27 protein-coding genes are annotated in these 26,314 nt (G+C 66.9%); 14 read left to right on the top strand and 13 right to left on the bottom strand.

Annotated features, from left to right (window positions below; translation table 11 throughout):
- Nucleotides 1-28: 28 nt before the first annotated feature.
- The 3 genes from hemW to rph are packed head-to-tail and all read right to left on the bottom strand — an operon-like array spanning nucleotide 29 to nucleotide 2,591.
- On the bottom strand, nucleotides 29-1,228 hold the full coding sequence (gene hemW / locus ASE61_RS22965; protein WP_061970929.1) for a radical SAM family heme chaperone HemW: 1,200 nt from the start codon (nucleotides 1,226-1,228) through the stop codon (nucleotides 29-31).
- The gene (rdgB, locus tag ASE61_RS22960) at nucleotides 1,225-1,872 is read right to left on the bottom strand and encodes an RdgB/HAM1 family non-canonical purine NTP pyrophosphatase (RefSeq protein ID WP_061970928.1); all 648 of its coding nucleotides are present in this window, start codon (nucleotides 1,870-1,872) and stop codon (nucleotides 1,225-1,227) included. Before rdgB ends, hemW begins: the two co-directional genes overlap by 4 nt.
- Before the next feature lie 2 nt (nucleotides 1,873-1,874).
- A complete protein-coding gene (gene rph, locus ASE61_RS22955) occupies nucleotides 1,875-2,591 on the bottom strand; it encodes a ribonuclease PH (protein WP_061970926.1) in 717 nt (238 codons plus the stop codon).
- A 144-nt stretch (nucleotides 2,592-2,735) separates the two neighbouring features.
- Here rph and hrcA point away from each other — a divergent pair, with 144 nt between their 5' ends.
- Both hrcA and ASE61_RS22945 read left to right on the top strand, forming a co-directional pair.
- Nucleotides 2,736-3,821, top strand: coding sequence for a heat-inducible transcriptional repressor HrcA (gene hrcA, locus ASE61_RS22950; RefSeq protein ID WP_061970924.1), 1,086 nt, complete (start codon nucleotides 2,736-2,738; stop codon nucleotides 3,819-3,821).
- Between the two features lie 88 nt (nucleotides 3,822-3,909).
- Nucleotides 3,910-4,158: a DUF3297 family protein gene (locus ASE61_RS22945; protein ID WP_061970923.1), complete on the top strand. Its 249-nt coding sequence runs from the start codon at nucleotides 3,910-3,912 to the stop codon at nucleotides 4,156-4,158.
- 3 nt (nucleotides 4,159-4,161) lie between these two features.
- Here the strand turns inward: ASE61_RS22945 and ASE61_RS22940 are convergent, their stop codons facing one another.
- Complete coding sequence (locus tag ASE61_RS22940) at nucleotides 4,162-4,698, bottom strand: GNAT family N-acetyltransferase (RefSeq protein WP_061970921.1); 537 nt, start codon at nucleotides 4,696-4,698, stop codon at nucleotides 4,162-4,164.
- Nucleotides 4,695-5,294 carry a helix-turn-helix domain-containing protein gene (locus ASE61_RS22935; RefSeq protein WP_061970919.1) on the bottom strand — a complete coding sequence of 200 codons (600 nt, stop codon included), beginning with the start codon at nucleotides 5,292-5,294 and terminating at the stop codon, nucleotides 4,695-4,697. Before ASE61_RS22935 ends, ASE61_RS22940 begins: the two co-directional genes overlap by 4 nt.
- Nucleotides 5,295-5,400: 106 nt before the next feature.
- Between ASE61_RS22935 and lepA the strand changes: the two genes are divergently transcribed.
- The gene (gene lepA / locus ASE61_RS22930; RefSeq protein ID WP_061970917.1) at nucleotides 5,401-7,206 is read left to right on the top strand and encodes a translation elongation factor 4; all 1,806 of its coding nucleotides are present in this window, start codon (nucleotides 5,401-5,403) and stop codon (nucleotides 7,204-7,206) included.
- Between the two features lie 32 nt (nucleotides 7,207-7,238).
- Here lepA and ASE61_RS22925 read toward each other — a convergent pair whose 3' ends face one another.
- Nucleotides 7,239-7,574, bottom strand: coding sequence for a GIY-YIG nuclease family protein (locus ASE61_RS22925; RefSeq protein ID WP_061970916.1), 336 nt, complete (start codon nucleotides 7,572-7,574; stop codon nucleotides 7,239-7,241).
- A 90-nt stretch (nucleotides 7,575-7,664) separates the two neighbouring features.
- A complete protein-coding gene (locus ASE61_RS22920; protein WP_061970914.1) occupies nucleotides 7,665-8,006 on the bottom strand; it encodes a hypothetical protein in 342 nt (113 codons plus the stop codon).
- A gap of 134 nt (nucleotides 8,007-8,140) precedes the next feature.
- Here ASE61_RS22920 and ASE61_RS22915 point away from each other — a divergent pair, with 134 nt between their 5' ends.
- The 9 genes from ASE61_RS22915 (at nucleotide 8,141) to tam (ending at nucleotide 16,368) form a co-directional block, all read left to right on the top strand.
- On the top strand, nucleotides 8,141-8,347 hold the full coding sequence (locus ASE61_RS22915; protein ID WP_061970912.1) for a CsbD family protein: 207 nt from the start codon (nucleotides 8,141-8,143) through the stop codon (nucleotides 8,345-8,347).
- 133 nt (nucleotides 8,348-8,480) lie between these two features.
- Complete coding sequence (locus ASE61_RS22910; protein WP_061970911.1) at nucleotides 8,481-9,227, top strand: SDR family NAD(P)-dependent oxidoreductase; 747 nt, start codon at nucleotides 8,481-8,483, stop codon at nucleotides 9,225-9,227.
- A gap of 8 nt (nucleotides 9,228-9,235) precedes the next feature.
- A complete protein-coding gene (locus ASE61_RS22905; protein ID WP_061970909.1) occupies nucleotides 9,236-10,453 on the top strand; it encodes an acyl-CoA dehydrogenase family protein in 1,218 nt (405 codons plus the stop codon).
- 4 nt (nucleotides 10,454-10,457) lie between these two features.
- Nucleotides 10,458-11,498: a phosphotransferase family protein gene (locus ASE61_RS22900; RefSeq protein ID WP_061970907.1), complete on the top strand. Its 1,041-nt coding sequence runs from the start codon at nucleotides 10,458-10,460 to the stop codon at nucleotides 11,496-11,498.
- A gap of 168 nt (nucleotides 11,499-11,666) precedes the next feature.
- A complete protein-coding gene (locus ASE61_RS22895; protein WP_061970905.1) occupies nucleotides 11,667-12,803 on the top strand; it encodes an ABC transporter substrate-binding protein in 1,137 nt (378 codons plus the stop codon).
- A gap of 17 nt (nucleotides 12,804-12,820) precedes the next feature.
- On the top strand, nucleotides 12,821-13,882 hold the full coding sequence (locus tag ASE61_RS22890) for a FecCD family ABC transporter permease (RefSeq protein WP_061970904.1): 1,062 nt from the start codon (nucleotides 12,821-12,823) through the stop codon (nucleotides 13,880-13,882).
- A gap of 3 nt (nucleotides 13,883-13,885) precedes the next feature.
- Nucleotides 13,886-14,671, top strand: a complete 786-nt coding sequence (locus ASE61_RS22885) for an ABC transporter ATP-binding protein (RefSeq protein WP_061970902.1) — start codon at nucleotides 13,886-13,888, stop codon at nucleotides 14,669-14,671.
- Nucleotides 14,672-14,734: 63 nt separating this feature from the next.
- Nucleotides 14,735-15,529 carry a class I SAM-dependent methyltransferase gene (locus tag ASE61_RS22880; protein WP_061970901.1) on the top strand — a complete coding sequence of 265 codons (795 nt, stop codon included), beginning with the start codon at nucleotides 14,735-14,737 and terminating at the stop codon, nucleotides 15,527-15,529.
- Between the two features lie 53 nt (nucleotides 15,530-15,582).
- A complete protein-coding gene (gene tam / locus ASE61_RS22875; RefSeq protein ID WP_061970899.1) occupies nucleotides 15,583-16,368 on the top strand; it encodes a trans-aconitate 2-methyltransferase in 786 nt (261 codons plus the stop codon).
- On the opposite strand, the gene ASE61_RS22870 is transcribed toward tam, so the two are convergent.
- The 6 genes from ASE61_RS22870 to ASE61_RS22845 form a co-directional block, all read right to left on the bottom strand.
- Nucleotides 16,369-17,475, bottom strand: coding sequence for a siderophore-interacting protein (locus ASE61_RS22870; RefSeq protein WP_061970897.1), 1,107 nt, complete (start codon nucleotides 17,473-17,475; stop codon nucleotides 16,369-16,371).
- Nucleotides 17,476-17,486: 11 nt separating this feature from the next.
- Nucleotides 17,487-18,599 carry an ABC transporter substrate-binding protein gene (locus ASE61_RS22865; protein ID WP_082617667.1) on the bottom strand — a complete coding sequence of 371 codons (1,113 nt, stop codon included), beginning with the start codon at nucleotides 18,597-18,599 and terminating at the stop codon, nucleotides 17,487-17,489.
- Entirely contained in the window at nucleotides 18,596-19,435 is an 840-nt protein-coding gene (locus ASE61_RS22860; protein WP_061970896.1) for an alpha/beta hydrolase, read from the bottom strand. The genes ASE61_RS22865 and ASE61_RS22860 overlap by 4 nt, the downstream gene beginning before the upstream one ends.
- Before the next feature lie 8 nt (nucleotides 19,436-19,443).
- The gene (locus ASE61_RS22855; RefSeq protein ID WP_061970894.1) at nucleotides 19,444-21,639 is read right to left on the bottom strand and encodes a TonB-dependent siderophore receptor; all 2,196 of its coding nucleotides are present in this window, start codon (nucleotides 21,637-21,639) and stop codon (nucleotides 19,444-19,446) included.
- 164 nt (nucleotides 21,640-21,803) lie between these two features.
- Entirely contained in the window at nucleotides 21,804-22,667 is an 864-nt protein-coding gene (locus ASE61_RS22850) for a helix-turn-helix transcriptional regulator (protein ID WP_061970889.1), read from the bottom strand.
- Nucleotides 22,668-22,800: 133 nt separating this feature from the next.
- On the bottom strand, nucleotides 22,801-23,379 hold the full coding sequence (locus ASE61_RS22845) for a cupin domain-containing protein (RefSeq protein ID WP_061970888.1): 579 nt from the start codon (nucleotides 23,377-23,379) through the stop codon (nucleotides 22,801-22,803).
- Nucleotides 23,380-23,626: 247 nt separating this feature from the next.
- Here ASE61_RS22845 and ASE61_RS22840 point away from each other — a divergent pair, with 247 nt between their 5' ends.
- On the top strand, nucleotides 23,627-25,348 hold the full coding sequence (locus ASE61_RS22840; RefSeq protein ID WP_244492990.1) for an amidohydrolase: 1,722 nt from the start codon (nucleotides 23,627-23,629) through the stop codon (nucleotides 25,346-25,348).
- 13 nt (nucleotides 25,349-25,361) lie between these two features.
- Nucleotides 25,362-26,303, top strand: coding sequence for an ABC transporter permease (locus ASE61_RS22835; protein WP_061971162.1), 942 nt, complete (start codon nucleotides 25,362-25,364; stop codon nucleotides 26,301-26,303).
- The last annotated feature ends 11 nt before the right edge of the window (nucleotides 26,304-26,314 follow it).

Genomic DNA, 26,314 nt, shown 5'->3' with positions numbered 1-26,314 from the left:
AAGATTGTCCGACGGGCAAGAGCCGACCTCAGGCCGCCAGATCGGCCACCAGCGCATCGAGCAGGAGCGCGCCATCAGGCGTTGCCGCGAGCCGCCCGCCTGCGCGTTCCATCAGCAGTTTCTGCTCGATCAGGCTGCCGACGCGCCTGGCGTTGAGCGCGCGCCCCGACAGCGCCTTGAACACCTGGGGATCGATGCCCTCGACGAGGCGCAAGCCCATCAGCAGGTATTCGTCGCCCTGAGCCTCTTCGCTGAGCCGGTCGTTCTCGACCAGCGCATGGCCCTCGGCCTCGACGCGTTCCAGCCAGATCTCCGGCCGCTTCTCCGTGGAATGCGCCATGCGGCCCTCAGCCGTCACCAACCGGCCATGGGCGCCGGGGCCGATGCCGGCATATTCGCCATAGTGCCAGTAGACCAGGTTGTGTCGGCATTCGGCGCCGGGCCGCGCGTGGTTCGAGATCTCGTAGACCGGCAGGCCGTGCCTGGCGGTGATCTCCTGTGTCGTCTCGTAGAGCGCCGCACCCGCATCGTGATCGGGAATGGCGAGCTTGCCGGCGCGGAACAGCCGCTCGAAGGCGGTGCCGGGCTCGATGGTGAGCTGGTAGAGCGAGAGATGCTCGGCCGCATGGCTGATCGCCAGCTCCAGCTCGGCGCGCCACAAGGCCGGCGTCTGCAAGGGCGAGCGGGCATAGATCAAGTCGAAGGAATAGCGCTCGAAATATTGCCGTGCGATCGCGACGGCTGCCAGCGCTTCCTCGGCCGAATGCATCCGGCCCAGCGCCTTGAGATCGGTATCGTTGAGCGCCTGCACACCGAGCGAGACGCGGTTGACGCCGGCCGCGCGGAAATCGCGGAAGCGCCCGGCCTCGACGCTGGTCGGGTTGGCCTCCAGCGAGACCTCGCAATTGGGATCGACGGCCCAGTGCTCGCCGATCGCATCGAGAATCGCGCCGACCGTGCGGCCTTCCATCAGCGAGGGCGTGCCGCCGCCGAAGAAGATCGAGGAGACCGTGCGGCCGGGCACCAGCGCGGCGCGATGCGCGATCTCGCGGCGGAAGGCGGCGATATAGCGCTGCTGGTCCGGCGGCTGCAGCCGGACATGGCTGTTGAAGTCGCAATAGGGGCATTTGGCCAGGCAGAACGGCCAATGCACATAGACGGCGAAGCCCGCATCCGCGGTCGGATGCGAGGTGGAAGGCCGCTCAGTGAGGGCGGCCGGGGCGCTCACGCCGGCTTCCTCAGACAAGCGGCAGCGAGGACATGGAAGGCCCGCGCGCGATGCGACAGCCCGGGCGAGCCATCGGCCGGAATGCCGTGCTTCTCCTGCGCCGTCATCTCGCCGAAGGTCTTGTCATGCCCATCGGGCAGGAAGATGGGATCGTAGCCGAAGCCGCCCAGGCCGCGCGCCTGCTCGGTCACCGTGCCGAAGACGCGGCCTTCGAACAGCTCCTGATGTCCGTCCGGCCAGGCGATGACCAGCGCCGAGACGAAATGCGCCTTGCGCGTCTCGGGCGTGGTGGCGCCGCGCTTCGCCAGTTCCATCTGCACCCGCCCGATCGCCGGGGCGAAATCCTTGCCCGGTCCGGCCCAGTTGGCCGAGAACAGGCCGGGCGCGCCGTCGAGCGCGTCGATGCAGATGCCGGAATCGTCGGAGAGCGCCGGAAAACCGCTGGCGTTCGCCGCGGCGACGGCCTTGATCGCCGCATTCTCCGAGAACATGTAGCCATCCTCGACCGGCTCGGGCAGGCCGAGCTCCCCGGCCGAGACGAGCTCGATGCCGTAGGGCGCCAGCAACTCGCGCATCTCGCGCAACTTGCCCTGGTTATGGGTCGCGATCACGACCTTGCCGGTGAGGAGGCGATGCGGGCTCATGCTCAGGCCACCGCCGCCTTCTGCAGCGTGACGAGCTTGGCGACACCGCCCTTGGCGAGCTTGAGCAGCGCGAGCAGCTCTTCTTCCGAGAAGGGCGCGCCTTCGGCCGTGCCCTGCACCTCGACAATGCCTCCGGAGCCTGTGATGACGAAATTCGCGTCGGTCTGCGCGCCGGAATCCTCGACATAGTCGAGATCGATCACCGGGTTGCCGGCGACGATGCCGCAGGAGATCGCGGCGACATGGTCCTTGAGCGGGTTGGTGCCCTTGAGCAGGCCGCGCCCTTCCATCCATTTCAGCGCGTCATGCAGCGCGACCCAGGCGCCGGTGATCGAAGCCGTGCGCGTGCCGCCATCGGCCTGCAGCACGTCGCAATCGACGACGATCTGGCGCTCTCCGATCGCGGTCAGGTCGACCACGGCGCGCAAGGAACGGCCGATCAGGCGCTGGATTTCCTGCGTGCGGCCCGAAGGCTTGCCCGAGGTGACCTCGCGGCGCGTCCGCTCATGGGTGGCGCGCGGCAGCATCGAATATTCGGCGGTGACCCAGCCCTTGCCGGTGCCGCGCAGCCACGGCGGCCCCTTTTCCTCGACGGTCGCGGCGCAGAGCACCTTGGTCTCGCCGAACGTCACCATGCAGGACCCCTCGGCATAGCGCACCACGCCGCGTTCGAGCGTGACCTTGCGCATCTCGTCGGCGGCGCGTTTGGAGGGTCGCATGAAACTGTCCTGTCTTGCGGGGAAGTGGCGGCTTGTAGGCGCTTGCGCCGCGCACGGCAAGGCGCGGGCGGGGCTTGCCCCTTGATCCGCGCCTCCGTCGTGACGACAATAGGACGAGACCGACATTTCGCCTGAAAAAGGTTCATGAGCGCGCATACGCCCCGCCCCGAGACGATCAGCGGCCTGGTCGAGACCGACCAGCGCTCGCGCGAGATCTTTCGCCAGATCGTCGACGGCTATCTGACGACGGGCGAGCCCGTCGGCTCGCGCAACATCGCCCGCCTGCTGCCGATGGCGCTCTCGCCGGCGACGGTGCGCAATGTCATGACCGATCTGGAGCTGGCCGGGCTGATCTATGCGCCGCATACCTCGGCCGGTCGCCTGCCAACCGAGCGGGGGCTGCGCTTCTTCGTCGATGCGATGATGGAGGTCGGCAATCTCACCGCGGACGAACGCTCGCGCATCGAAGCCCAGATCAGGGTCGCCGCCAGCAATCGCAATCTCGACCAGACCCTGACGGAAGCCTCTGCGCTGCTCTCCGGCCTGTCGCGCGGCGCCGGTGTCGTCGTCACCACCAAGGCCGATGTCCGGCTGAAGCATATCGAATTCGTTCGGCTCGATCCGCTGCGCGCCCTCGTCGTGCTCGTCTCGGAGGACGGCACGGTGGAGAACCGCCTGCTGGCGCTCCCGCCCGGCCTGCCGGCCTCGGCGCTGAGCGAGGCCGCGAATTTCCTGAACGCCCGCATCCTCGGCAAGACGCTCGCCGAACTGCGCGGCGAGATCGGCGGGCAGCGTGCCTTGATGGAGCGCGAGCTCGACGTGCTGACGGCCCGGCTCGTCGAAAGCGGCATCGCGACCCAGGCCGGCCCCGGCAGCGACCGCCATCTCATCGTGCGCGGCCAGGCCAACCTGCTCGACGATCTCCGGGCGCAGGAGGATCTCGAGCGCATCCGCATGCTGTTCGGCGATCTGGAGACGCAGACCGATGTCATCGACCTGCTGACGCGCGCCGAGGATGGCGACGGCGTGCGCATCTTCATCGGCTCGGAGAACAAGCTGTTCTCGATGTCAGGTTCGTCGATGGTCGCCGCGCCCTTCCGCGACGCCGAGCAGCGCATCGTCGGCGTGGTCGGCATCATCGGGCCGACGCGCCTGAACTACGCCCGCATCGTTCCGATGGTCGATTATACCGCCAAGGTCGTCGGGCGGCTGCTCGACGGCAGCCGCTAAGCCAGCCTCAAGTCCCTGAGTTGGCTTTGCGGGCGGAAGCGGTTATCGAGCGGGCAAAGCAACAGTTTCCGCAATTCAGGTGCGAGCCATGTCCGAGCAGCTTCCCGACCGTCTCTCCGTCAATCCGGACAGCCCCTTCTACAATGAAGAGGTGCTGGCGCGCGATATCGGCATCCGCTTCAAGGGCGTCGAGAAGACCAATGTCGAGGAATATTGCGTCTCCGAGGGCTGGGTGAAGGTCTCCGCCGGCAATGCCAAGGACCGCTTCGGCCGGCCGATGACGATCACGCTCAAGGGCCCGGTCGAGCCCTACATCCGCGGCAGCGCCGAGGGCTGAGCTTCAGGCGAGGCTCTTGTAGAAAAACGTCGAGCCGCAATCGGCGCCATCCGGCATCAGCGCATAGCGCGGGATGGTGCCGGCCTCGGTCCAGCCCAGCCGGTTATAGAGTCGGCGCGCGGCGCTGTGCTCGTCGGTATCGAGCACCAGCAGGTCGCGACCCTTCTCCCGCGCGATCGCCTCGGCGCGCTGCATCAGCGCCTCGCCGATGCCCTGCCGCCGCGCGCGCGAATGCACCAGCACCTTGGCGATCTCGGCCCGGTGCGGCTGGTTCGATTTGCCGATCAGGTGAAGCTGTGCCGTGCCGACGATGCCGTCCTCGTTTCGGGCAATCAGCAGGATGACTTGTCCGCCCGCGACGCCCGCCGCGACATCGCGCCAGAAGCGTTCGTAGTCGGCGGCGGTGTTCCAGCTCATGAAGCCGACCGAAGCACCGTTGGCGACGCTGTCGCGCAGGATCTCGGCCAGCGCCGGGGTGGCGGCCAGGGCCGCCTCTCCATCGAGCGTTTCGATGGCAACGGTGAAAGCGCTCGCGTTCATGCGATATGTCCCGGAAAGGCGCCGCTTCCCGCGACGAGGATGACGGCGTAGCGGATGGGCGCGGTGCCCGGATTGCGGTAGATGATCGCGCCGCGCAGGTGCATCTGCAGGCAGTCGCCCTCGGCCAGTTCGTGGCGGATGCCTTCAACGGTGAGGTCGAGCCGGCCGCGCAGCACCCAGATCTGCTGGTCGAGCGCCGCTGCACCGGTCGCGTTGTCGAGCCGCACTTCCGCTCCGCCGGGCAATTCGACCTCGACGATCTCGAAGCCCGACCCCGTCCCGCGTGGCGAGACGTTGCGGCGCAGATAGCCGCTCGCCGGATCGCGCCAGACCGGTTGCGCGTCGCGGCGCGCCAGCGGCCCGCTTCCTGCATCCTCTTCCAGCAGCGCCGAGAGCGAGAGGCCTAGTCCGGAGCCGAGCCGGACCAGCAGCGCCGCCGTCGGACTCGATTCGCCGCGCTCGACGCGGGAGATCATGGCGCGGCTGACGCCGCTGCGCTCGGCCAGCGCATCGAGCGTCAGGCCATGGCGCTGGCGGGCCGCCTTGAGGCGCTGCCCGAGCAGCCGGTCGATCTCGGTATCGTGGTCAATCTCCATCAATGGAGAATAATTCTCAGATATTGGAATTGCAAGCGCAGCCATAGAAGGAGCCTTTTGCGGCCAGCCGCTTGGCGCCGCGCGCCTTCACTGCTATGGCGCGCGCATGAGCACCCGTTCCATCGACAATATCCGCAACTTCTCGATCGTTGCCCATATCGACCACGGCAAGTCGACGCTGGCCGACCGTCTGATCCAGCAGACCGGCACCGTCGCGGCCCGCGACATGAGCGACCAGATCCTCGACTCGATGGATATCGAGAAGGAGCGCGGCATCACCATCAAGGCGCAGACGGTGCGGCTGGATTACCGAGCCAAGGACGGCAAGGACTATGTCCTGAACCTGATGGACACCCCCGGCCATGTCGACTTCGCCTATGAGGTCTCGCGCTCGCTCGCGGCCTGCGAGGGGTCGCTGCTGGTGGTCGACGCCTCGCAGGGCGTCGAGGCACAGACGCTCGCCAACGTCTATCAGGCGCTCGACGCCAACCACGAGATCGTCACCGTCCTCAACAAGATCGACCTGCCGGCCGCGGAGCCGGAGCGTATCAAGCAGCAGATCGAGGACGTGATCGGGCTCGATGCCTCCGAGGCCGTGCCGATCTCGGCCAAGACCGGCCTCAATATCGAGGGCGTGCTGGAGGCGATCGTCGAGAAGCTGCCGGCGCCGAAGGGCGATCCCGATGCGCCGCTCAAGTGCCTGCTGGTCGACTCATGGTACGACGCCTATCTCGGCGTCGTCGTGCTCGTGCGCGTCATCGATGGCGTGCTCAAGAAGGGCATGACGATCCGGATGATGCGGGCCAACGCCTCCTATGGCGTCGATCGCGTCGGCGTGTTCAAGCCCAAGATGACCGAGGTCAAGCAGCTCGGGCCCGGCGAGGTCGGCTTCTTCACCGCCTCGATCAAGGAGGTCGCTGATACCGCCGTCGGCGACACTATCACCGACGAGAAGAAGCCGATCGCGGAACCGCTGCCGGGCTTCAAGCCGGTGCAGCCGGTGGTGTTCTGCGGCATCTTCCCGGTCGACGCCGCCGATTTCGAGGTGCTGCGCGCTGCCATGAGCCGGCTGCGCCTGAACGACGCTTCGTTCTCCTATGAGATGGAGACCTCGGCCGCGCTCGGCTTCGGCTTCCGCTGCGGCTTCCTCGGCCTGCTGCATCTGGAGATCATCCAGGAGCGGCTGGAGCGCGAGTTCAACCTCAACCTGATCTCGACCGCGCCGTCGGTGGTCTACCACCTCAAGCTGCGCGACGGCACGACGCTGGAACTGCACAACCCGGCCGACATGCCGGACGTGATGAAGATCGAGTTCATCGAGGAGCCCTGGATCAAGGCGACGATCTTCACGCCCGACGAATATCTCGGCTCCGTGCTGAAGCTCTGCCAGGACCGCCGCGGCATCCAGACCGACCTGTCCTATGTCGGCTCGCGCGCCAAGGTCGTCTACGACCTGCCGCTCAACGAGGTCGTGTTCGACTTCTACGACCGGCTGAAGTCGATCTCGAAGGGCTATGCCTCCTTCGACTATGCGATCACCGACTATCGCGAAGGCGACCTCGTGCGCATGTCGATCCTGGTCAATGCCGAGCCGGTCGACGCGCTCTCGATGCTGGTCCACCGTTCGCGCGCCGATGCCCGTGGCCGTGCCATGTGCGAGAAGCTCAAGGATCTGATCCCGCCGCACATGTTCCAGATCCCGGTCCAGGCCGCGATCGGAGGCAAGATCATCGCCCGCGAGACCATCCGGGCGCTGCGCAAGGACGTGACCGCCAAATGCTATGGCGGCGACGCCACCCGCAAGCGCAAGCTTCTGGAGAAGCAGAAGGAAGGCAAGAAGAAGATGCGGCAGTTCGGCAAGGTCGAAATCCCGCAGGAAGCCTTCATCGCCGCCCTCAAGATGGACGATTGAGCCGGCGCGCCAGCGCCGCTTCATTTCGCTGACTAGAGCGCCTCGGCGCCGAGCTTCGCCTGCCAATGGGCGAGGCGCTCCTTCAGCACGCGATCCAGCACATAGGCGATGTCCTCGTCTTCCAGCCTTTCGAGCGCCTCGAAGCGGAAAGCCTCGGGGCCATTTGCGTTCCAGGCGGCCTGCAAGGAGCGCTGGCGGTGGCTGCCATGACGCAGCGTGAAGCGCAGCCGGTTCTCGATGGTTGAAAGATCGGGCGCGCGGCCGACCCAGGTCAGCCCGGCCGCCTCGCAATGGAAGGCGAAGATGCCCGCCACCGTCTTCCGTTCCTTGTAGGCGGCCGTGGCCGCCTTCCTGTCCGCGATCTGCATCGGTGCAACCCATCCTGTTCGATGGGCGCTCAATAATGCCCGGGTTTTAATAAGGCAAGATTTTTATCCGGGTATTTATGAGTTGCGGCCTTAACGCAGAAAGTTCGGCACCTTCTCGCCCTGCGGGCCATAGAGCTTCCGCCCGAGATCGCAGGCGGCCTGCTGATCGAGGGCTGCGATCTCGCGGGCGTACTCCGCGCCCTTGGCGACGATGATGTCGCTGTAGGGCGCGCGGTTCATGGCGATGCCGTGCTGGCGTGTCACCATGCCGATGATCAGGTTGTTGGGCTTGAGCGCCGGGCACTTGTTGTTGAGCGCCACGGCGCGTCCGATATGAGTCATGACGTTCTGCTGCTGCTGGGATTGGGCCGCGGCCGGAACGAGCCCGCCCGCGAGCGCCGCGGCCAGCGAAGTCACGATGAGGAAGCGCATGGATCATCTCCTTCGCTTCATCATCGATCGCGTCCGGATTGCCGCGCATCCGCCGTTCTGATGAGGCGGTCAGTGAACAATCCAGCCACTGGGGCGTTGTTTCCCTGAATCCACACTCGCATGAGGAGGTCCCGATGGACTGGAACCGCGTCGAAGGAAACTGGAAGCAGCTCAAGGGCAAGGTCAAGGAGCAGTGGGGCAAGCTGACCGATGACGATCTTGACGTCATCGCCGGCAAGCGCGACCAGCTCGAAGGTAAGATCCAGGAACGCTACGGCCTCGCCAAGGACAAGGCCCGCAGCGATGTCGACGAGTGGTACGGCCGCCAGACCTGGCAGTGACAGGGCGGCCGTCGATCGGCCGTCATGAATTGGCAGAAGCCCGGCGCGATGCGTCGGGCTTTTTGCATGGCGGGCGCCTTGATCGCGGCCGACAACCGGCCGACAGTTGCGGCTGTTCGAAGCGGGATGCCTGATGTTCGAGGATCTTTCGGGGAAGACGGCCCTGGTGACAGGTGCGTCCGGTGGGCTGGGGCTGCATTTCGCCAGGCTGCTCGCGCATCATGGTGTGGAGGTCACGCTGGCGGCCCGCAGACAATCCGCCCTGGATGAGGCGGGCGCGGAGATCGCCAGGGCGGGCGGCAGCGCGAAAGGCCTTGTGCTTGACGTGGCTGACGCGGTCTCGGTCGCGGAGGCGCTCGCCGGCCGGCATTTCGACATCCTGATCAACAATGCCGGCATCAGCGGCGCCGGCCCGGCGGCTGATCTGTCCGAAGCGGATTGGGATGCGGTGCTCGACACCAATCTGAAGGGCGTCTTCCTCGTCGCTCAGGCGGTGGCGCGCGGCATGCGCGAGAGCGGCACCGGCGGCACAATCGTCAATATCGCCTCGATCCTCGGCCATCGCGTCGCTGGCGGCGTCAGCGCCTATGCGGCCTCGAAGGCGGGCGTGATCCAGTTGACCAAAGCGCTTGCGCTCGAATGGGCGCGCGATCGTATCCGCGTCAACGCGCTCTGCCCCGGCTATATCGAGACCGACATCAACCGCGATTTCTTCGCGACCGAAGCCGGGCTGCAGCTGATCAAGCGCATCCCGCAGCGCAGGCTCGGACAGCCGGAAGAGCTCGACGGCGCCCTGCTGCTGCTTGCGTCGAGCGCCGGCAGCTACATCACCGGCTCCACCATCGAGGTCGATGGCGGCCACCTCGTTTCGTCCCTGTGAGCACCGCCATGGATTTCGAGATTTCTCCCCGCATCGAGGATTATCGCGCGCGCATCGCCGCCTTTGTCGAGCACGAGATCCTGCCGCTGGAAGCCGACCAGGCTTCCTACGACGCCCATGGCAACATCGCGTTGCCTTTGCTCGACACGATGCGGGCCAAAGCCCGTGCCGCGGGCCTCTGGTGCCTGCAGCTCAAGCCGGAGACCGGCGGTGCCGGCCTCGGCAAGATGGGCATGGCGGTCGCTTACGAGGAGATGAACCGCTCGATCTTCGGACCGGTCGTGTTCAACTCGGCTGCGCCCGATGACGGCAACATGATGGTGCTGGAGGCACTCGGCACGCCCGAGCAGAAGGAGCGCTGGCTGAAGCCGATCGTCGAGGGCAGGGTCCGCTCCGCCTTCGCCATGACCGAGCCGCATCCGGGCGGCGGCTCCGATCCCTCGATGATCCTGACGAAGGCCGAGCGGCGCGGCGACAAGTATGTGATCAGCGGGCGGAAATGGTTCATCACCGGCGCGGAGGAGGCGAAGCACTTCATCCTCGTCGCCCGCACCTCGGACGATCCGCGCAACGGCCTCACCGCCTTCCTCTTCCATGCCGACCAGCCGGGCTGGCGCATCCTGCGCCGCATCGAGATCATGGGGCCGGAGGAGCATGGCGGCCATTGCGAGATCGAATTCGACGGGCTGGAAATCCCCGTCGAGAACGTGCTCGCCGGCGAGGGCAAGGGCATGAAGGTGACGCAGGTTCGCCTCGGTCCGGCCCGCCTGACCCATTGCATGCGCTGGCTTGGCCTGTCGAAGCGCTGCATCGAGATCGCGCAGGCCTATGCCGCCGAGCGCTATGGCTTCGGCCAGCGCCTTGCCGATCGCGAGAGCATCCAGCTCAAGCTCGGTGACCTCGCCATGCGCATCGAGATCGGCCGCCTCTTGGTGATGAAGGCGGCGTGGGAGCTCGATCGCGGCGGCTTCGCCCGCAAGGAGGTCTCGATGGCCAAGGTCCAGGTCGCGAACGTCCTGCACGATGCCGCCGATGTCGCGATCCAGGTCAATGGCGCGCGCGGCTACTCGAAGGACACCGTGCTCGAATGGATCTACCGCTATGCCCGTCAGGCACGATTGGTCGATGGCGCCGACGAGGTCCACAAGATGGTGCTGAACCGCTTCCTGACGCAGGAGGGACGCGATTTCTGGCACTGGCCGGTTGCCGGTGAGGCGCAGGGTTGAGGCGATGGCAGCGCCGCCGAATTCCACCGTCGATTTCGATCCGGCCGCTTTGTTGAACCTCCTGCGGGAGCGCTTCGGCATGGGCGAACTCAAGCTCGAACGCATCGGCGGCGGCCAGTCCAACCCGACCTATTTCGTCGACTGGGGCAAGCGCCGCCTCGTGCTGCGCAAGCAGCCGGTCGGGCCGATCTTGCGCGGTGCCCACGCGATCGACCGCGAGTTCCGTGTGCTTGAAGCGTTGTCGAAGACGAACGTGCCGGTGCCGCGCGCCGTGCTCTTCCATGCCGATCCCGAGCCGCTCGGCACGCCCTTCTACCTGATGGAGCGGCTGGAGGGTCGGGTCTTCCACGACGCCGCCTTGCCTGGCCTCGCTACCGAGGAGCGTCATGGTCTCTATCTCGGCATGGCCGAGGCTTTGGCGAAGCTGCATGCGGTCAGGCCCGATGAGGTCGGCCTCGGTGATTTCGGCCGGCCGGGCAATTATTTCGAGCGCCAGATCGCGCGCTGGACCAAGCAGCTCCGGGAATCGCCGGGCGATCCGATCCCTGATCTCGACGCCGTTGCCGACTGGCTGCCGGCGCATCTGCCCGATGATGACGGCCAGGTCTCGATCGCCCATGGCGATTTCCGGCTCGGCAACCTGCTCTTCCATCCCGAGAAGCCCGAAGTGATCGGCATCCTCGATTGGGAATTGTCGACGCTCGGCCACCCGCTCGCCGATCTCGGCTATTGCGCCATGCCCTGGCACACGGCGCCCGACGAATATGGCGGCATCCTCGGGCTCGACCGGGCCGCGCTCGGCATTCCCGCCGAGGCCGAATTCCTTGCGCACTACTACGAGCATGCCGTGCCGACGGCGCCGCTCCTGCGCTTCCATCTCGTCTTCGCGCTGTTCCGCTTCGCGGTGATCTTCGTCGGCATCGCCGACCGGGTCCGCGCCGGCACGGCTTCGGCCGCCAACGCGGCCGAGGTCGCGCCGCTCGCCCGGCGTTTCGCCGTGCGAGCGCGCGAGGCGATGGAGGGCCGGAACGCCTCGGTTGAGTAAGACGATGATAGGATTCGCAAGAGCGTCGTCTTCGGGGCTCGATGTCACTCTCAATGAATTCTAGAATAGATCTAATTTAGATCGATTCAAAACAAGCAGAATTACTTTGCCGTCCCAAGACGGGCTGTGTTAGCGCGAGGGCGTCTTTCCCGGCAGGATGCTCTTCCGATGCCCGCTCCCCTTTGGCTTGCCCGTCTGTCTTCCGCCGTCCTGTTCGGCGCGTCCGTGTTGTTTGCGGGTGCCGCCGCTGCCGAAACGATCGAGGTCACAGATCTCGCCGGTCGCGTCGTCAACGTCACCCGCGATCCCCAGAAGATCGTGCTCAGCGAGGGCCGCCAGCTTTATACGCTGGCGATGCTGGACCGCGAGGACCCGTTCAAGCGCGTCGTCGGCTGGGGCAATGACCTGATCGAGAACGATCCGGGCGCTTGGGCAAAGTACCTCGCCAAATTCCCGAAGGCGAAGGACATCGCCAACATGGGCAACCCCTATGCCGCCGATGTCAGCATGGAGAAGATCGCCTCGCTCGGCACCGAGGTCTATATTCTCGACCTCTCAAACTACTTCAAGGCGCAGGAGACGGGGCTGCTCGCCAAGCTCGAGAAGGCCGGCATCACCACCGTCTTCGTCGATTTCCGCCAGGATCCGACCCAGAACGTGCTGCCGAGCGTGCAGCTGCTGGGCCGCATCCTCGGCCGCGAGAAGGAGGCGAACGCCTTCGCTGATTACTATCTGCGCCAGACCCGCAGCATCTATGCCCGCGTCGGTTCGATCCCCGACAAGCAGAAGCCGATGGTCTTCGTCGAGCGCGCCGCCGGCCTGCTGCCCTGTTGCGCCACCTTCGGCCCGTTCAATTTCGGCCGCTATATCGAGGAGGCCGGCGGCCGCAACTGGGGCAGCCAGTTCTTCTCGGCCTTCCAGGCGCAGGCCGCGCAGGAAAAGGTGCTCGCCGACAATCCGGACGTCTATTTCCTCACCGGCGCCAACTGGTACGGCAGCAATCCCGGCAGCAGCGCGGTCGCTCTCGGCTATGACGCGACGCCGGAGCAGGTGCAGAAGCAACTGGTGGCGCTGATGAACCGCCCGGGCTTCCAGCAGCTCAAGGCGGTGCAGGGCAAGAAGGTGATGGCCTTCTACCATCAGTTCTACGACATGCCCTATTACTTCATCGCCGAACTCGCCATGGCGAAGGAGTTCTATCCGGACCGGTTCAAGGACGTCGATCCGGAGGCGGTCTTCAAGGAATTCCACGAAAAATTCCTGCCGATCTCCTATTCCGGCGTGTTCTGGGCCAGGCTCCAGTGACGGCGGCCTGAGCGACGATGACCGCGACCCTGCCCATGACGGCAACCGCCACCGGGGACTATCGCCGGCGCAATGCGCGCCGGCTGAAGCTCGTCCTCATCGGCGTCGTCGCGCTCGCCGTCGCGCTGGCGCTCGATGTCTCGATCGGGCCGGGCAATCTCCCGCTCGGCGATGTCCTGCGTACGCTGGTGGATCCGCAATCGGCGGCGCCGCGGCTCTCCGTCATTGTCTGGGATTTGCGCCTGCCGATCGCGCTGATGGCGATGGCGGTCGGCGCCATGCTGGGCTTAAGCGGCGCCGGCATGCAGACCATCCTCGCCAATCCGCTGGCCGATCCGTTCACGCTCGGCGTCTCCGCGGCCGCGACGGTCGGCGCCTCCATCGCGATCGTCTTCGGCTGGAGCGTCATCCCCGGCGCCGGCCCTTATATCGTGACGGCCAATGCCTTCATCTTCGCGCTGTCGGCCTCGCTCGTGCTGTTCTTCATGACCAAGCTGCGCGGCGTCAGCCCCGAGACGATGATCCTGGTCGGCATCGCCCTGCTCTTCACCTGCAACGCCATCACGGCTTTGCTGCAATACCGCTCCAACGAGGTGCAGCTCACCCAGATCGTGTTCTGGACGCTGGGCAGCCTCGCTCGCGCGAGCTGGGAGAAGGTCGGCGTCGCCGCTCTCCTGATCGCGCTCGCCTTGCCGTTCTTCCTGATGCGCGGCTGGGCGCTGACGGCTCTGCGCCTCGGCGACGAGCGCGCCGAGAGCCTCGGCGTTCGCGTCGACCGGCTGCGGCTGGAAATCCTGATCGCGACCTCGCTGCTGGCGGCGGTCTCGGTCTCCTTCGTCGGCGGCATCGGCTTCATCGGCCTCGTCGGCCCGCATATCGCGCGGCTACTCGTCGGCGAGGACCAGCGCTTCTTCCTGCCGACGGCGACGATCGCCAGCGCCGTGCTGCTCTCGCTCGCCTCGACCGTCTCGAAGGTGATCACGCCGGGCGTGATCTATCCGATCGGCATCATCACCGCGCTGATCGGCGTGCCCTTCTTCATCAGCCTGGTGATGTCGATCCGCGGCAGGGGAGTCTGAGCCATGGCTTTGCAGATTCGCGACCTCGATTTCCGCTATGGTGCGACACCGATCCTGCAGGGGCTGGGCACGCAGGCCTTGCCGCGCGGCGAGCTCGCTGCGCTGGTCGGCCCCAACGGCTCCGGCAAGTCGACCCTGTTCCGTTGTGCCGCCGGCCTGCTGCGGGCCGAGCGCGGCACGGTCGCGCTCGACGGCCATGACCTCTCGCAGCTCTCGCAGCGTGAGCGGGCGCGCAAGGTCTTCTATCTCGCGCAGGATACCGGCGCGCGCGTCGCGCTCTCGGTCTTCGACATCATCCTGCTCGCCCGCAAGAGCCTGCACCGTGGCTATGCGCTTGCGGCCTCGCCCGAGGATACCCGTGCCGTCGAGGCGGTGATCGAGGAGCTGGGCTTGGCCCCCTTCGCTTCGCGCGATATCGCCACGCTCTCGGGCGGCCAGCGCCAGCTCGCTGCGATCGGCCAGGCGCTGGTGCGCGAGCCGGACGTTCTGCTGCTCGACGAGCCGACCAGTGCCCTCGACGTCCGCCGCCAGCTCGACGTCATGGCGACGATCCGCGAGGCGACGCGTCGACGCGACATCGTCACGGTCGTCGCGATCCACGATCTCTCGCTTGCGGCGCGCTTCGCCGACCGGGTGCTGGTGATGAATGCCGGGCGCATCGCGCAGGCCGGCGCGCCCGCCGAGGTGCTTGCGCACGAGGCGGTCTCGGAGACATATGCCGTCGGCGTGCATCTGGAGCATTCGGCCCGGGGCACGCTTCTGGTCGAGCCCTATATCCAGGTTCACTGAAGCATTTTCGAGCGAAGTGGGTACCGGTTCGCGTGAAGAAAATGCGAGAAAGCCTCTAAAGCCATGTCCGCTCCCTCAACGCACGACAATTTCACCCTGAAGGAAGAGATCCGCGCCTACTGGTCGGCGCGGGCCGAGAGCTTCGATCTCTCCTTCGGCCACGCGATCAAATCGGACCGCGAGCTGAAGGCCTTTCAGCGCCTGATCGGCGATTCCTTCGGGTCGCAGCCGCTCGACGTGCTCGACCTCGCCTGCGGAACCGGCGAGATTACGCGTGCCCTGCTCTCGCTGAAGCACCGCGTCACCGCGCTCGATTTCTCCGAGGCGATGCTGGAACGGGCCCGCGCCAAGCATGGCAAGGCCGCGCGCTTCCGCCTCGGCGATGCCGAGCGCCTGCTCGATGAAGACGCGAGCTATGATGCGGCGATCACCCGCCACCTCGTCTGGACCCTGACCGACCCTGAAGCGGCGCTCAGCGAATGGTTCCGTGTCCTGCGTCCCGGCGGGCGCCTGCTGATCATCGACGGCGACTGGGTCAACCGCACGCGCTGGCAGGCGCTGGTCAATCGCTTCGGCACCTGGCTGCGCGCGAAGCGCGGCGCGGCCGTCCACCAGATCGACGCCGATACCCATGCCTCGATCACCAGCCGCTTCTACTTCAAGGACGGATTGAGCCGTCCGCGCCTGGAGGCGATGCTGACGGCAGCCGGCTTCACCGACATCGTTCCGGCCGACTACATCCAGGTCGTGCGCGAGCAGCAGCGCGCTGCGCCCCTGCATGACGCGATCAGGCTGGCCTCGTCGACCCGCTTCGCCCTTCTGGCGCGCAAGCCTGCCGACGCCGCCGTTTCGCGCTAGAAGAAACGGAGCGCGCCGCTTCTTCAGGCAGTGCGCCGCGACAGGAGCAAGCGATGAACGCCAAGCCGGACTGGGATGCCGCGCAATATCTGCGCTTCGAGGACGAGCGGACGCGCCCGCCGGCCGATCTTCTTGCCCGCGTGCCGCTGAGCGAGCCCAGGCGCTGCATCGATCTCGGCTGCGGCCCCGGCAACAGCACGGAATTGGTCGCCGCACGCTTCCCCGGCGCCATCAATGAGGGCCTCGATTCCTCGCCGGACATGCTGGAGAAGGCGCGCAAGCGCCTGCCGAACCTCTCCTTCGTCCTCGGAGACGTGAACAGCTGGTCGGATGCGGCGGGCTATGACCTGATCTTCGCCAATGCCGTGCTGCAATGGCTGCCCGACCATGCCGCGTTGTTCCCGCGTCTGGCGCGCTCGCTGACATCAGGCGGCTGCCTCGCCGTGCAGATGCCGAACAACCTCAACGAGCCCTCCCATGTCGCTATGCGCGAGGTCGCGGCCGATGGCTCCTGGGCGGAGAAGCTCGCGAACGCCAAGGCCGAGCGCGCCACGATCGGCTCCTTCGGCGACTATCGGCGTTGGCTCGGTCAAGCGGGCTGCCGCGTCGATATCTGGCAGACGACCTATGTCCATGCGCTCGCCAATCTCGAAGCCATCGCCGAATGGTTCAAGAGCACCGGCCTGAAGCCCTATCTCGACCGCCTGTCGGCCGAGGAGCAGCAGGGCTTCATCGCGCGTTATCTCGAGCGCATCGCGCCGCATTACCCCGTCGAGAGCGACGGCAAGGTGCTGCTGCGCTTCCCGCGCCTGTTCATTGTCGCGGTGCGCGAGGGCTGATCAACCCTTCGCGGCTTCAGCCTTCTTCGCAGCGACATGCTCCTCGTCGGAAGCCCCGGCGCGCCAGTAGCTGACGACGAGGTTCTGGTCGCGCTCCGGCCTGAGCTTGCCGCGAGAGGCCGCCCGGATCGCCTTGAACGTGGCATGCTCGGCGGCAGCCCAGAGATAGGTCGAGGGCCCGTCGGCCGGCCAGTCGATGGTCGCGAAGGCATCCTGCAGCAGCGGCAGGCTGCCCGGCGTGGCGTCCCCGCGATGCAGCCAGGTCAGCGCCATGCCGGCCGGATGGCGCAGGGGCTGTTCCTCGCCGGCGTCGGCGACTTCGATGAAAACCTGCCCCTTGGCCTGCGCCGGCAGGTTCTCCAGCATGCGTGCGACGGCGGGCAAACCGGTCTCGTCGGCAAGGAAGACATAGCGCTCGGCCGGCTTTAGCCCGCGCCCGCCGGGGCCTGCCATGCCGATCCGGTCGCCGGCCTTGGCCCTGAACGCGAAGGCCGAGCCCGGCCCGGCATCCTCATGCAGCACGAAATCGAGCGCGAGCGTGCCGTTGGCGACGTCGATCTCGCGGATCGTGTACTTGCGCACCAGCGGCTTGGTTTCGGCTGGCGAGGGCAGCAGCAGGCCGTCATCGCCGACCATCGGCCAGCTCGGCTCGTTCACGCCGACCGGCGGGATGAACAGGCGCACATGCAGCGCGTCGATATGGTCGTAGCGGGCGAGGTTCTCAGCCACGAAGCGGATGCGGGCCATATGCGGCGTGATCCGTTCGACGGCGGTGACCGTCAGGATGCGGAATTCTGGCGGCAGGGCGGGGCCGGTGCCGTCGCCGGTCCAGCGCATCTCCGGCGCGGTGTCCTTCGGGGCGAATTCGATGACATGGCTGGCGATGGCGCGCTTCATGCCGAGCAGGGTGGAGAGGTCCGGCGCCTCGACATGGACATCGAGCGCGGCTGTCGTGAGTTCGATCCGCGCGTGGCTGCCGTCGAGCGCGATGAGCGTCGTGTCGCCCTGTTCCGTGATGACGGCCTCATGCTCGACGAGATGCTCGCAGAGCGGCTTCAGGACGCCGGCCGGGTTGGCGAGCGCGATCCGGGTCGAGGTGGCCAGCATGGTCGTCTCCGTCAGGGCTTGGGGGACGCCGCGATCCAGAGCGTCCCGTCGAGCGGGATCGCCGAGAAGCGGGCGCCCTCGGCAAGCGTCGCGACCGGGTCGATATCGGCGAAGCGCTCCGGGTGGAGCCATTTCGCGAGGACCTCGATGGCGACGACATGCAGGGGGGTATCGTTGAACAGGTGCCAGAAGCCGAAGGCGTGCCGCTTCTCGATGGCGCTGAGCATCTTGAGCGACGGCGTGCCCAGCAGCTTGGCGAAGCTCGCGGCCGCATCGGTCTCGCTGACGCCGAGGCCGAGCACGAGCCCGCCGAGCTTGGCCAGATGCGTGCCACCGGTCGCGATATAGACATCCGGATCGGCGCCGATGAGCTGTTCCAGCCCGATCTGCCCGGTCGCGCCCGGCAGCATCGCGGCGGCGATATTGCGCCCGCCCGCGGCCTGGATGAATTCGTTGAACGTGCCTTGCCCGGCCGTCATGCAGCAATCGTAGCCACCGGCATGGGCATGGATGAAGACGGAGGGGCGTTTCGCGTCCGCGACCCGGCCCGCGATCCGCTTCATCCGCTCCTCGTAGAAGGCGATCAGCTTTTCCGCCTGCTCTTGCTGCCCGGTGAGGATGCCGAGCGCCCTGAGGCTCGGCACGGTGTCGCGCAGCGGCTCCAGGAAGAAATCGACGACCGCGACGGGGATGCCGGCGGCCTCCAGCTTCTCGACGAGATCGCCGGGGCCACGGCGCGTGCCGGCGAGCGATTTGCTGACCACGACGAGATCCGGCCCGAGCGTGATCGCCTTTTCCAGCGAAAACCCGGCGGCCGTCCCGCCGTCGCCGACGAGCGGGAGCACATTGATGGCCGGGAAGCGCGCCCGGTAGCGGGCAAGACCGTCCGGGTTCTGCCGTTCGAGATCGCTGCCCCAGCCGGCGAGGATGCTGACGGGATCGGGATGGATCAGGCCGAGCGCATTGAGCTGACGGCCCTGCGCCAGCACGATGCGCCTGGCCGGCGCGGCGAGCTTGACGGTGCGGCCGAGGACATCGGTGGCGACGACCGGCGCGGCGGCCAGGGCGGGCAGCACCGGCAGGCTCAAGCCGCCCAGGATCAGCGAGCGTCTGTCGAGCATCATGCTGCCGCCGCCTTGTCCTGGGCCGTGCCGGCGAGCGCGAAGGCCACAGTGCGCGAGAGCATCGATGGGATCACCGAGACATGGTTCTCGCCGGGGAATTCGGTGAAGCTGCAATCGACGCAGCCGGACGCGCTCAGGCGTTCCGCCATCTCGGCGGCATTGTCGCGCATCCGTGCGCGTGCGAGCCGCTCGGCCCGCTGCACGGTGACGGCGAGGGTGGGTGCCTGCTCATGGCTGCCGACCGTGATCAGAAGCCGCCCGGCAGGGCCGGAGCCGCCACGGCGGAAGGCCTCCTCGCTCGCGAGGATGGCGCGATCCCGCCACCAGATCGAGGGACTGCCGGCGACATGGGCCTCGAACAGGCCGGGCCGGGTGAACAGCGCGTGCAACACGAACAGCCCGCCATAGGAATGGCCGGCCAGCGCCCGCCGGGCCGGGTCGAGCGGCGCGATCCGCGCGACGGCAGGCAGGATTTCGTCGATGATCATGTCGAGGAAGCGGTCGGCGCCGCCGGGGACGGGCAGGAGGTCGCGCTGGCGCCGCTCCGCATCGAAGGGCCGTTCATCAGGATAGCCGATGCCGATGACGACGGCGGGGCCGACGCCGGTCGCTTCCGGGCGCTGCGCCTGCAGGCGGGCGGCCGTGGCGGCCACCGGGAACAGTGCATGGCCGTCGACCAGCACGAGGCTTGGAAAACCGCGTGCCGGCGCGGGGCCTTCCGGCACGGAGATCAGCAGCCGGTAGCGCGACCCGTCACGGGCCGCGAAGTCGCGCTGCCAGGCCTGCGGCAGCGTAACGGGCGCGAGGCCGATATCGGGAGGGCTGTCCGGCTGCATCGGCGACCTCACCAGCGGTAGGACAGTGTCGCGAGGACCGTGCGGCGCAGGCCGAAGGAGCACTGCGTCGTGCCGTAGCAGCCGGAGATATACTCCTTGTCGAACAGGTTCTGGGCGTTGACCTGCACCTTCCAGCCCTTGAGCGCCGGGCTGGCCGCGGCGAGATCGTAGCTGATCGCGGCATCGACCAGAGTGTAGGCCGATGTGGAGAAGGTGTTGGCGGGGTCGCCGGCGCCGGCACCGACATAGCGGACGCCCGCGCCGAGACCGAGGCCGGAGAGCAGGCCCGTCCGGAAGGTGTAATGTCCCCAGAGCGCTGCGGTATGGCGCGGCACGACGGTCGGGCGCTTGTGCAGGTCGACGCCGCTGCTCTTGGTCACCTCGGCATCGGTATAGGTATAGGCCGCGACGAGATCGAGATTGTCGAACACGGTCGCACGGGCCTCGACCTCGATGCCCCGCGCCCGGACCTCGCCGGTCTGGATCTGGAAGGTCGGATGGGCGAGGTCGGTCGTCGGAACGTTGGTCTGGGTCAGCTGGTAGACCGAGGCCTGCAGGAAGGCGTTCATGCCCGGCGGCTCGTATTTGAAGCCGGCCTCGAACTGTTCGCCCTCGGTCGGCTTGAACGGCGTCCCAGTGAAGGTCGTGCCCGCCTGCGGATCGAACGAGGTCGAATAGCTGGCATAGGGCGCGAAGCCGTTGTCGAAATTGTACATCAGCGCGACGCGGCCGGTGCGCGCCGTATCGTCCTGCTTGGTCAGGACGCCGGTGCTCATCGCGCGGGTACGGGCCTCGGCCCGGTCGAAGCGACCCCCGACGACCAGCGAGAGCCGGTCGAGCTTGATCTGGTCCTGCAGGTAGATGCCGTACTGGGCCGTGGTCTGCTTCGTGCCGGCCAGCGCGGGCAGGGCGAAGGGCAGGCGCCCATAGATCGGGTTTGTGTAGTCGAGCGTCTGCACGGTGCCGCCGGCACCCGTGAAGGCGGTGCCGTCGGTCCAGTAGCCGTCGACGCCGAAGAGCACCTTGTGCGTCAGCGGTCCCGTGCGGAAATCGGCCTGGAGCTGGTTGTCGATGCCGGCGGTGCGCGCCTTCTCGTTCGACATCGTCACGCGGCGGGTCAGCGTCTTCTGGTCGGCGGCGATGCCGCCGACAGCCACTGTCCGGAAACGCGATTCGAGGTCGGAGACCCGGACGTTCTGGCGGAAGGTGAGGACGTCGTTGAAGCGGTGCTCGAAGGCCCAGCCGAGATTGGCCTGGTTGCGGCTATAGCCTTCGAAACGCGGCTCGCCGGGGAAGAACTCGCTGCGAATGCGGCCGGCGCGGCTCGGCAGGACGGTACCGACCGCCGGGATGAAGCCGTAGAAGCCGGTCTCGGGATCGCGCTGGAAGGAAGCCATCAGCGTAAAGGTCGTCGCGCCGTTGGGCCGGTACGTGACGGAGGGGGCGATGAAGATGCGCTGGTCCTTGGTGTAGTCGACCTGTGTATCGGCCGTGCGGCCAAGTCCGACCACGCGATAGAGCCAGGTCTTCTGCGGGTCGATCGGCCCGCCAACATCGAAGGCCATCTCGGCCCGCTGCCTGTCGCCGACGCGGAGCTGGACTTCGCCGTGCTTCTCGTCCCGCGGCCGCTTGCTGACCATGTTGACCAGGCCGCCGGGCTTCACCTGTCCGAACACCACCGAGGACGGGCCGCGCAGCACCTCGACCCGCTCCAGACCCCAGGGCTCGAAGGAGGGCACGAGGAAGTTGACGCCGCGCAGGTAGCGCAGGCCGTCGAGATTGTTGACGAAGCCGGCGCCGGTTCCAGCGCCACCGAAGCCGCGGATGAAGACGCTGTCATAGCGGCCGCCCGAGGACAGGCGCGTCTCGCCGAGCACGCCGGCGCTGTAGCGCAGGGCCTGGCTGACCGTGGTCGCGCCCTGGTCGTCCATCTGGTCGCGGGTAACGACCGTGATCGACTGCGGCGTCTCCATGATCGGCGTGTCGGTCTTCGTCGCGGTATCGCTGCGGCGGGCGACATAGCCATTGACCGGGCCGCTGGCGCGCTCGCCCTGGACCTCGATGGTGTCGAGGCCGATCGCCGTGTCGGCCTGGGGCGCCCCGGCGCCCTGCGCCAGCGCCGTGCCCGCCCCGCCGACGAGGAGAGCGGCCAGCGCCACACCGGCCCGCCCCATCGCGCGATTGCTGCTGTTGATCCCGGTCATGCCTGTATTCCTGCCCCTGGCGCTTCTGGCGCCGCGTCTCCGGGGTTCTTTCAGGAAGGCTGCCAGGGCGGCAACGCGCTTGGCTTTCGATCGCGGCAGTATTTCTTTCGGTCGCGTTTCGAACGCGTCCAAGCAAGAACGGGACGGCGGATTCATGGCCCGGATCAGCGCAGGGCGCTGGGCGCGATGCCGAAACGCTTGCGGAACAGCCCGGAGAAATGGGCCGGGCTGTAGCCGACCTTGAAGGCGGCGACGGCGATGCTGGTCTCTCCGCTCGCGATCATCGCATAGGCCTGCTGCAGGCGCTGCTCCTGCAGGTACTCGAAGACGCTGGCGCCGAATTCCGCCCGGAAGGCCGAGGTCAGCTTGGTCGGGTTGAGCCCGCTTTCGCGTGCCAGCTCCGCCAGGCCGGGCGGCTCGCGCAGGGCTTCAAGCAGACGGTCGCGGGCGGCATGGACCTGCTCGCGCAGGCGCGGGTTGAGCCGGGCCGGGCGGGTGGGGCGCTCGCCGAGCATCCGATCCAGCACAAGCGCGCCGAGCTCCAGCGCCTTGCCGGCGAGATAGAGGGGGCGCAGCGCCTCGCCGACCTGGCATTCCGCCATCTGCAGCGCCAGCGACCGGATCGGAGCATCGGCCGGACGCACCCAGAAACCCGCCCCGTCGGAGCAGGCAAGGCGCGCGGCCTTTGCGACGTCGGGGCCGAATTCACGCGCGACGAAATCGAAGTCGAACTGTATCAGCGCGCAGCGCAGGGTGCCGTCTGCAAGGCCGGTGCGCTGCTGCATGTGCTCGCCGCCATTGGCGGCGATGAGGATGGCCGGTCCGTCGAGGACGACGGCCGGGCGATCGTCGAGTTCGAGCGCCTGACGGCCTTCGAGCATGACGGCGACCTTCAGCCCCGGCCGCATCGGGCCCACGATCCGCTCGCCCTCCTGGATCAGGAAGGTGCCGGCCGAGAGCGAGAGATTGCGCGAGAACAGCTCCAGGCTCGTGGCCGATCTCTGTGCGGAGCTGGAACCGATATGCATCTCGACCTCTGGAAAGAGGCGAGCGTTATCCGATTTGGGAGTTAAAATCAAATAATATCAATAGTTTAAATGGATTCTAAGGTTGCTGTGGCGAGGCGGCGCAGGCTGCGTCGCGCCGCAGGTTCCTGCCGTCTCAAAGATAGGGCGGCGTGCAGGCGCTGACCACGATGCAGCGTTCCGTCCCGATATTGCGGTAGCGATGCGGAATGCGGCTGTCGAAGAGATAGGCATCGCCCGGCTTGAGCACCCTGATCTGGTCGCCGACCGTGACCTCCAGTTCGCCCGACAGCACCACCCCCCCTTCATGGGAATCGTGCTTGAGCATGGCGATGCCGGTATCGGCGCCGGGATCGTAGGATTCGTGCAGGATCTGCAGGTTATGCGCCTGGGCATCCCCGACCTGGCGGAACGACATCTGTCCCCGGCTCTCGCCGCCATTGACCTGGTGCAGGCGCGAGGTCAGGTCGAGCAGGTCCGGCGCCTCGAAGAAGACCTTGTCGCGCGGCGCTCGCGCCTCGTCAAAAAAATTGACCATGGTCATCGGGATGCCGTCGAGGATCTTGCGCAGCGACGCGACCGACGGGCTGTTGCGATTCTGCTCGATCAGCGAGATCAGGCTATGGGTCACCCCGGAGCGAGCTGCGAGCTCGCGTTGGGAAAGTCCGGCTGCCAGCCTGATTTCCTTCAGCCTTCCGCCGACATCAAAGCTCATAGTCGCTCCGTTTCCCCATTCTGCGCGCCTTGTCTTTCCTGCGCGTCATGCAGGGCCCGCCTGTGCGCGGCCCTTGCCATGTTCAATATTCTGAGCAATGCTGCCGGAAAGCCATAAGAAAATAGTGTCATGGGGAACAGGCGGAGTGGCATAGTTTTAGCGTCAAAAGCACACCGTCCAGACTAAATCCCCCATTCGATACGATAGGGCCGCATGGGCGCGCATTGTCGCGTTCATGGCACGGGAGATGCTTGCCGAAGACTATCGCCTCGCCAATGCCTCGCGGCGAGAATTCAACAGGGAAAGCAGGGTAATCCGGGCGATGACGCAAGCCGAGACCGTTTTGTTGAATGGCCGCATCTTCTGCGGTTTGGCGGAAGGCTTCGCGGAAGCCCTGGCGATCGGCGGAGGCAAGGTGCTGGCTGCGGGTTCGGCCGCCGAGATCGCCGCACTCCAGGGACCGGATACCCAGGTCGTGGATCTCGCCGGCCGTGTCGCCATTCCCGGCCTCAACGACGCGCATATGCATCTGCTGCCGCTCGGTCTCGCCATGAGCGAGGTCAATCTGCGCCCCGAGGAAGGCGTCAACAGCATCGACGAGGTCCTGCGTCGCATCGCCGTGGCGGTCAAGGGCAAGAAGCCCGGCGAATGGGTCACCGGTCGTGGCTACGACCATAACGAACTCACTGAGGCCCGCCACCCGACGGCCGAGGAACTCGACCGCGTTTCGCCCGACAACCCCGTCTATATCAAGCGTACCTGCGGCCATGTCGGCGTCGTCAACAGCCGGGCCATGGCGGCGGCCGGCATCGGCCACAACACGCCGAGTCCCGATGGCGGCCTGATCGAGCGTCGCGACAACAAATTGACCGGCCTGCTCGCAGAGAGCGCCATGCGCCTGATCGTCCAGGCGATGCCGCGCCCGAGCGCCGCCGAACTCAAGGCCGCGATCGAGAAGGCCGGGCACTACATGCTGGCGCAGGGCTTCACCAGCGTGATGGATGCCGGTGTCGGCATGGGCGCCGGTATGGCCGAGATCGAGGCCTATGAGGAGGTCGCGCGCGCCGGCACGCTGCCGGTCCGCACCTGGGTCTGCATCTACGGTAATGCCGACGGCATCGGCGACGAGGCCCATGCGGCGGGCTACCGCTTCGGCCGCGAGATCGGCCTTTTGCGCTATGGCGCGATGAAGGTCTTCGGTGACGGTAGTGCCGGCGGCCTGACTGCCGCGATGAGCGAGCCCTACCTCGTCGGCGACCCCGATAATCGCGGCATCTTCATCTATTCCGACGCGGCGATGCACGGCTATCTCCGGCACTACCATGAGCTCGGCTACCAGCTCGCCATCCACGCGATCGGCGATGCCGCCATCGAGCAGGTGCTCTCCGGCATGGAGAAGGCCGACAGCCCCGAGCACCCGATCAAGGGGCGCCGCCACCGCATCGAGCATTGCGGCTTCCTCACCGACGGTCAGCTCGCCCGCATGGCCGCTGCCGGCATCGACCCGGTGCCGCAGCCGGCCTTCATCTACGAATTCGGCGATCTCTATGTGATCAATCTCGGTGAGGAACGCGCCGGCGCTTCCTATCCGATGCGCAAATGGCTCGATGGCGGCCTGCATGCGGCGGCGAGCTCGGATGCGCCGGTCTGTGCCACCGACCCGTTCAAGAACCTCTTCACCATGGTCACCCGCCAGACCAAACGCGATACCGAGATCGGCGGTGCCGAGAAGCTGAGCATGGAGGAGGCGGTGCACGCCTATACGCTGCTCGGCGCCTATACCCAGTTCGCCGAGGACAGGGTCGGCCGGCTGGTGCCGGGCCAGCTCGCCGACATCGCCGTGCTCTCGCATGACATCTTCGCGATCCCTGTCGGTGAGGTCGAGAACGACGTGCGTTGCGACCTGACCCTGCTCGGCGGTGCGGTGGTCTTCGACCGCCACGGCCAGCTCGCAGCCGCCGCGCAATAGGGAGGCGCCCTTCATGCTGCGGCATACGCTGCAAAGGCTGCTTCTCGTCCTGCCGGTGCTGTTCGGCGTGCTGCTGATCGGCTTCCTGCTGATGCAGGTGGTGCCGACGGACCCGGCCCAGGTCCGGGCCGGCCCGAACGCGACGCAGGATGTGGTCGAGGCCATTCGCCAGGAGCTTGGGCTCAACGAACCGCTGTGGAAGCAGTTCGCCATCTATATCGGGCGCCTGGTCCAGGGCGATCTCGGCGTCTCCATCATCAACAATGTCCCGGTCACGCAGGAACTCGGCAACACCATCGGCCCGACGCTCGAGCTGATGCTGGCCTCACTGGTCTGGGCGATCCCGCTCGGCATGTTCCTCGGCACCGTCGGCGCCTATTATCGGGGCTCGCTGATCGACCGCGCGATCATGGCGGTCTCGGTCGCCGGCGTCTCGCTGCCGGTCTTCTTCCTCGGCCTCGGGCTCATCTGGCTCTTCGGCTTCAAATACCCGATCCTGCCCTTCACCGGCCGTATGGGCCCGCTCTGGACCTGGGAAGGGCTGCAGGGGATCATCCTGCCCGCGATCACGCTCGGCGGCGTCTTCGTCGGCCCGGTCGCCCGCATGACCCGCACCTCGGTGCTCGACGAGCTCGGCGCCGACCATGTCCGCACCGCCCGCGCCAAGGGCCTCGGTGAGATCACGGTCGTGCTGCGCCACACCCTGCGCAATGCGCTCGTCCCGGTCGTCACACTGATCGGCCTGCAGATCGGCTTCCTGCTCGGCGGCGCCGTCGTCACCGAGACCGTGTTCTCCTGGCCGGGCATCGGCCGGCTCGCGGTCGGCGCCATCCTGTCCAGCGACCTGCCGATGGCGCAGGGCACGATCATCATGCTCTCGCTCGGCTTCATCCTGGTCAATCTCGCGGTGGACGTCCTCTATGCCGTGCTCGACCCGCGCGTGAGGGGCACCTGATGGGCTCTCCC

The organism is Allobosea sp. Root670 (genome assembly GCF_001429415.1).
Lineage (GTDB): Bacteria > Pseudomonadota > Alphaproteobacteria > Rhizobiales > Beijerinckiaceae > Allobosea > Allobosea robiniae.
The sequence above is the reverse complement of the archived record's forward strand: the minus strand, read 5'-3'. Positions and strand labels throughout refer to the sequence as shown.

Coding starts and splice junctions, on each gene's coding strand:
- rdgB (WP_061970928.1), bottom strand. CDS start 1,872: ATGAGCCCGCATCGCCTCCTCACCGGCAAGGTCGTGATCGCGACCCAT.
- rph (WP_061970926.1), bottom strand. CDS start 2,591: ATGCGACCCTCCAAACGCGCCGCCGACGAGATGCGCAAGGTCACGCTC.
- hrcA (WP_061970924.1), top strand. CDS start 2,736: ATGAGCGCGCATACGCCCCGCCCCGAGACGATCAGCGGCCTGGTCGAG.
- ASE61_RS22945 (WP_061970923.1), top strand. CDS start 3,910: ATGTCCGAGCAGCTTCCCGACCGTCTCTCCGTCAATCCGGACAGCCCC.
- ASE61_RS22940 (WP_061970921.1), bottom strand. CDS start 4,698: ATGAACGCGAGCGCTTTCACCGTTGCCATCGAAACGCTCGATGGAGAG.
- ASE61_RS22935 (WP_061970919.1), bottom strand. CDS start 5,294: ATGGAGATTGACCACGATACCGAGATCGACCGGCTGCTCGGGCAGCGC.
- lepA (WP_061970917.1), top strand. CDS start 5,401: ATGAGCACCCGTTCCATCGACAATATCCGCAACTTCTCGATCGTTGCC.
- ASE61_RS22925 (WP_061970916.1), bottom strand. CDS start 7,574: ATGCAGATCGCGGACAGGAAGGCGGCCACGGCCGCCTACAAGGAACGG.
- ASE61_RS22920 (WP_061970914.1), bottom strand. CDS start 8,006: ATGCGCTTCCTCATCGTGACTTCGCTGGCCGCGGCGCTCGCGGGCGGG.
- ASE61_RS22915 (WP_061970912.1), top strand. CDS start 8,141: ATGGACTGGAACCGCGTCGAAGGAAACTGGAAGCAGCTCAAGGGCAAG.
- ASE61_RS22910 (WP_061970911.1), top strand. CDS start 8,481: ATGTTCGAGGATCTTTCGGGGAAGACGGCCCTGGTGACAGGTGCGTCC.
- ASE61_RS22905 (WP_061970909.1), top strand. CDS start 9,236: ATGGATTTCGAGATTTCTCCCCGCATCGAGGATTATCGCGCGCGCATC.
- ASE61_RS22900 (WP_061970907.1), top strand. CDS start 10,458: ATGGCAGCGCCGCCGAATTCCACCGTCGATTTCGATCCGGCCGCTTTG.
- ASE61_RS22895 (WP_061970905.1), top strand. CDS start 11,667: ATGCCCGCTCCCCTTTGGCTTGCCCGTCTGTCTTCCGCCGTCCTGTTC.
- ASE61_RS22890 (WP_061970904.1), top strand. CDS start 12,821: ATGACCGCGACCCTGCCCATGACGGCAACCGCCACCGGGGACTATCGC.
- ASE61_RS22885 (WP_061970902.1), top strand. CDS start 13,886: ATGGCTTTGCAGATTCGCGACCTCGATTTCCGCTATGGTGCGACACCG.
- ASE61_RS22880 (WP_061970901.1), top strand. CDS start 14,735: ATGTCCGCTCCCTCAACGCACGACAATTTCACCCTGAAGGAAGAGATC.
- tam (WP_061970899.1), top strand. CDS start 15,583: ATGAACGCCAAGCCGGACTGGGATGCCGCGCAATATCTGCGCTTCGAG.
- ASE61_RS22870 (WP_061970897.1), bottom strand. CDS start 17,475: ATGCTGGCCACCTCGACCCGGATCGCGCTCGCCAACCCGGCCGGCGTC.
- ASE61_RS22865 (WP_082617667.1), bottom strand. CDS start 18,599: ATGATGCTCGACAGACGCTCGCTGATCCTGGGCGGCTTGAGCCTGCCG.
- ASE61_RS22860 (WP_061970896.1), bottom strand. CDS start 19,435: ATGCAGCCGGACAGCCCTCCCGATATCGGCCTCGCGCCCGTTACGCTG.
- ASE61_RS22855 (WP_061970894.1), bottom strand. CDS start 21,639: ATGACCGGGATCAACAGCAGCAATCGCGCGATGGGGCGGGCCGGTGTG.
- ASE61_RS22850 (WP_061970889.1), bottom strand. CDS start 22,667: ATGCATATCGGTTCCAGCTCCGCACAGAGATCGGCCACGAGCCTGGAG.
- ASE61_RS22845 (WP_061970888.1), bottom strand. CDS start 23,379: ATGAGCTTTGATGTCGGCGGAAGGCTGAAGGAAATCAGGCTGGCAGCC.
- ASE61_RS22840 (WP_244492990.1), top strand. CDS start 23,627: ATGCTTGCCGAAGACTATCGCCTCGCCAATGCCTCGCGGCGAGAATTC.
- ASE61_RS22835 (WP_061971162.1), top strand. CDS start 25,362: ATGCTGCGGCATACGCTGCAAAGGCTGCTTCTCGTCCTGCCGGTGCTG.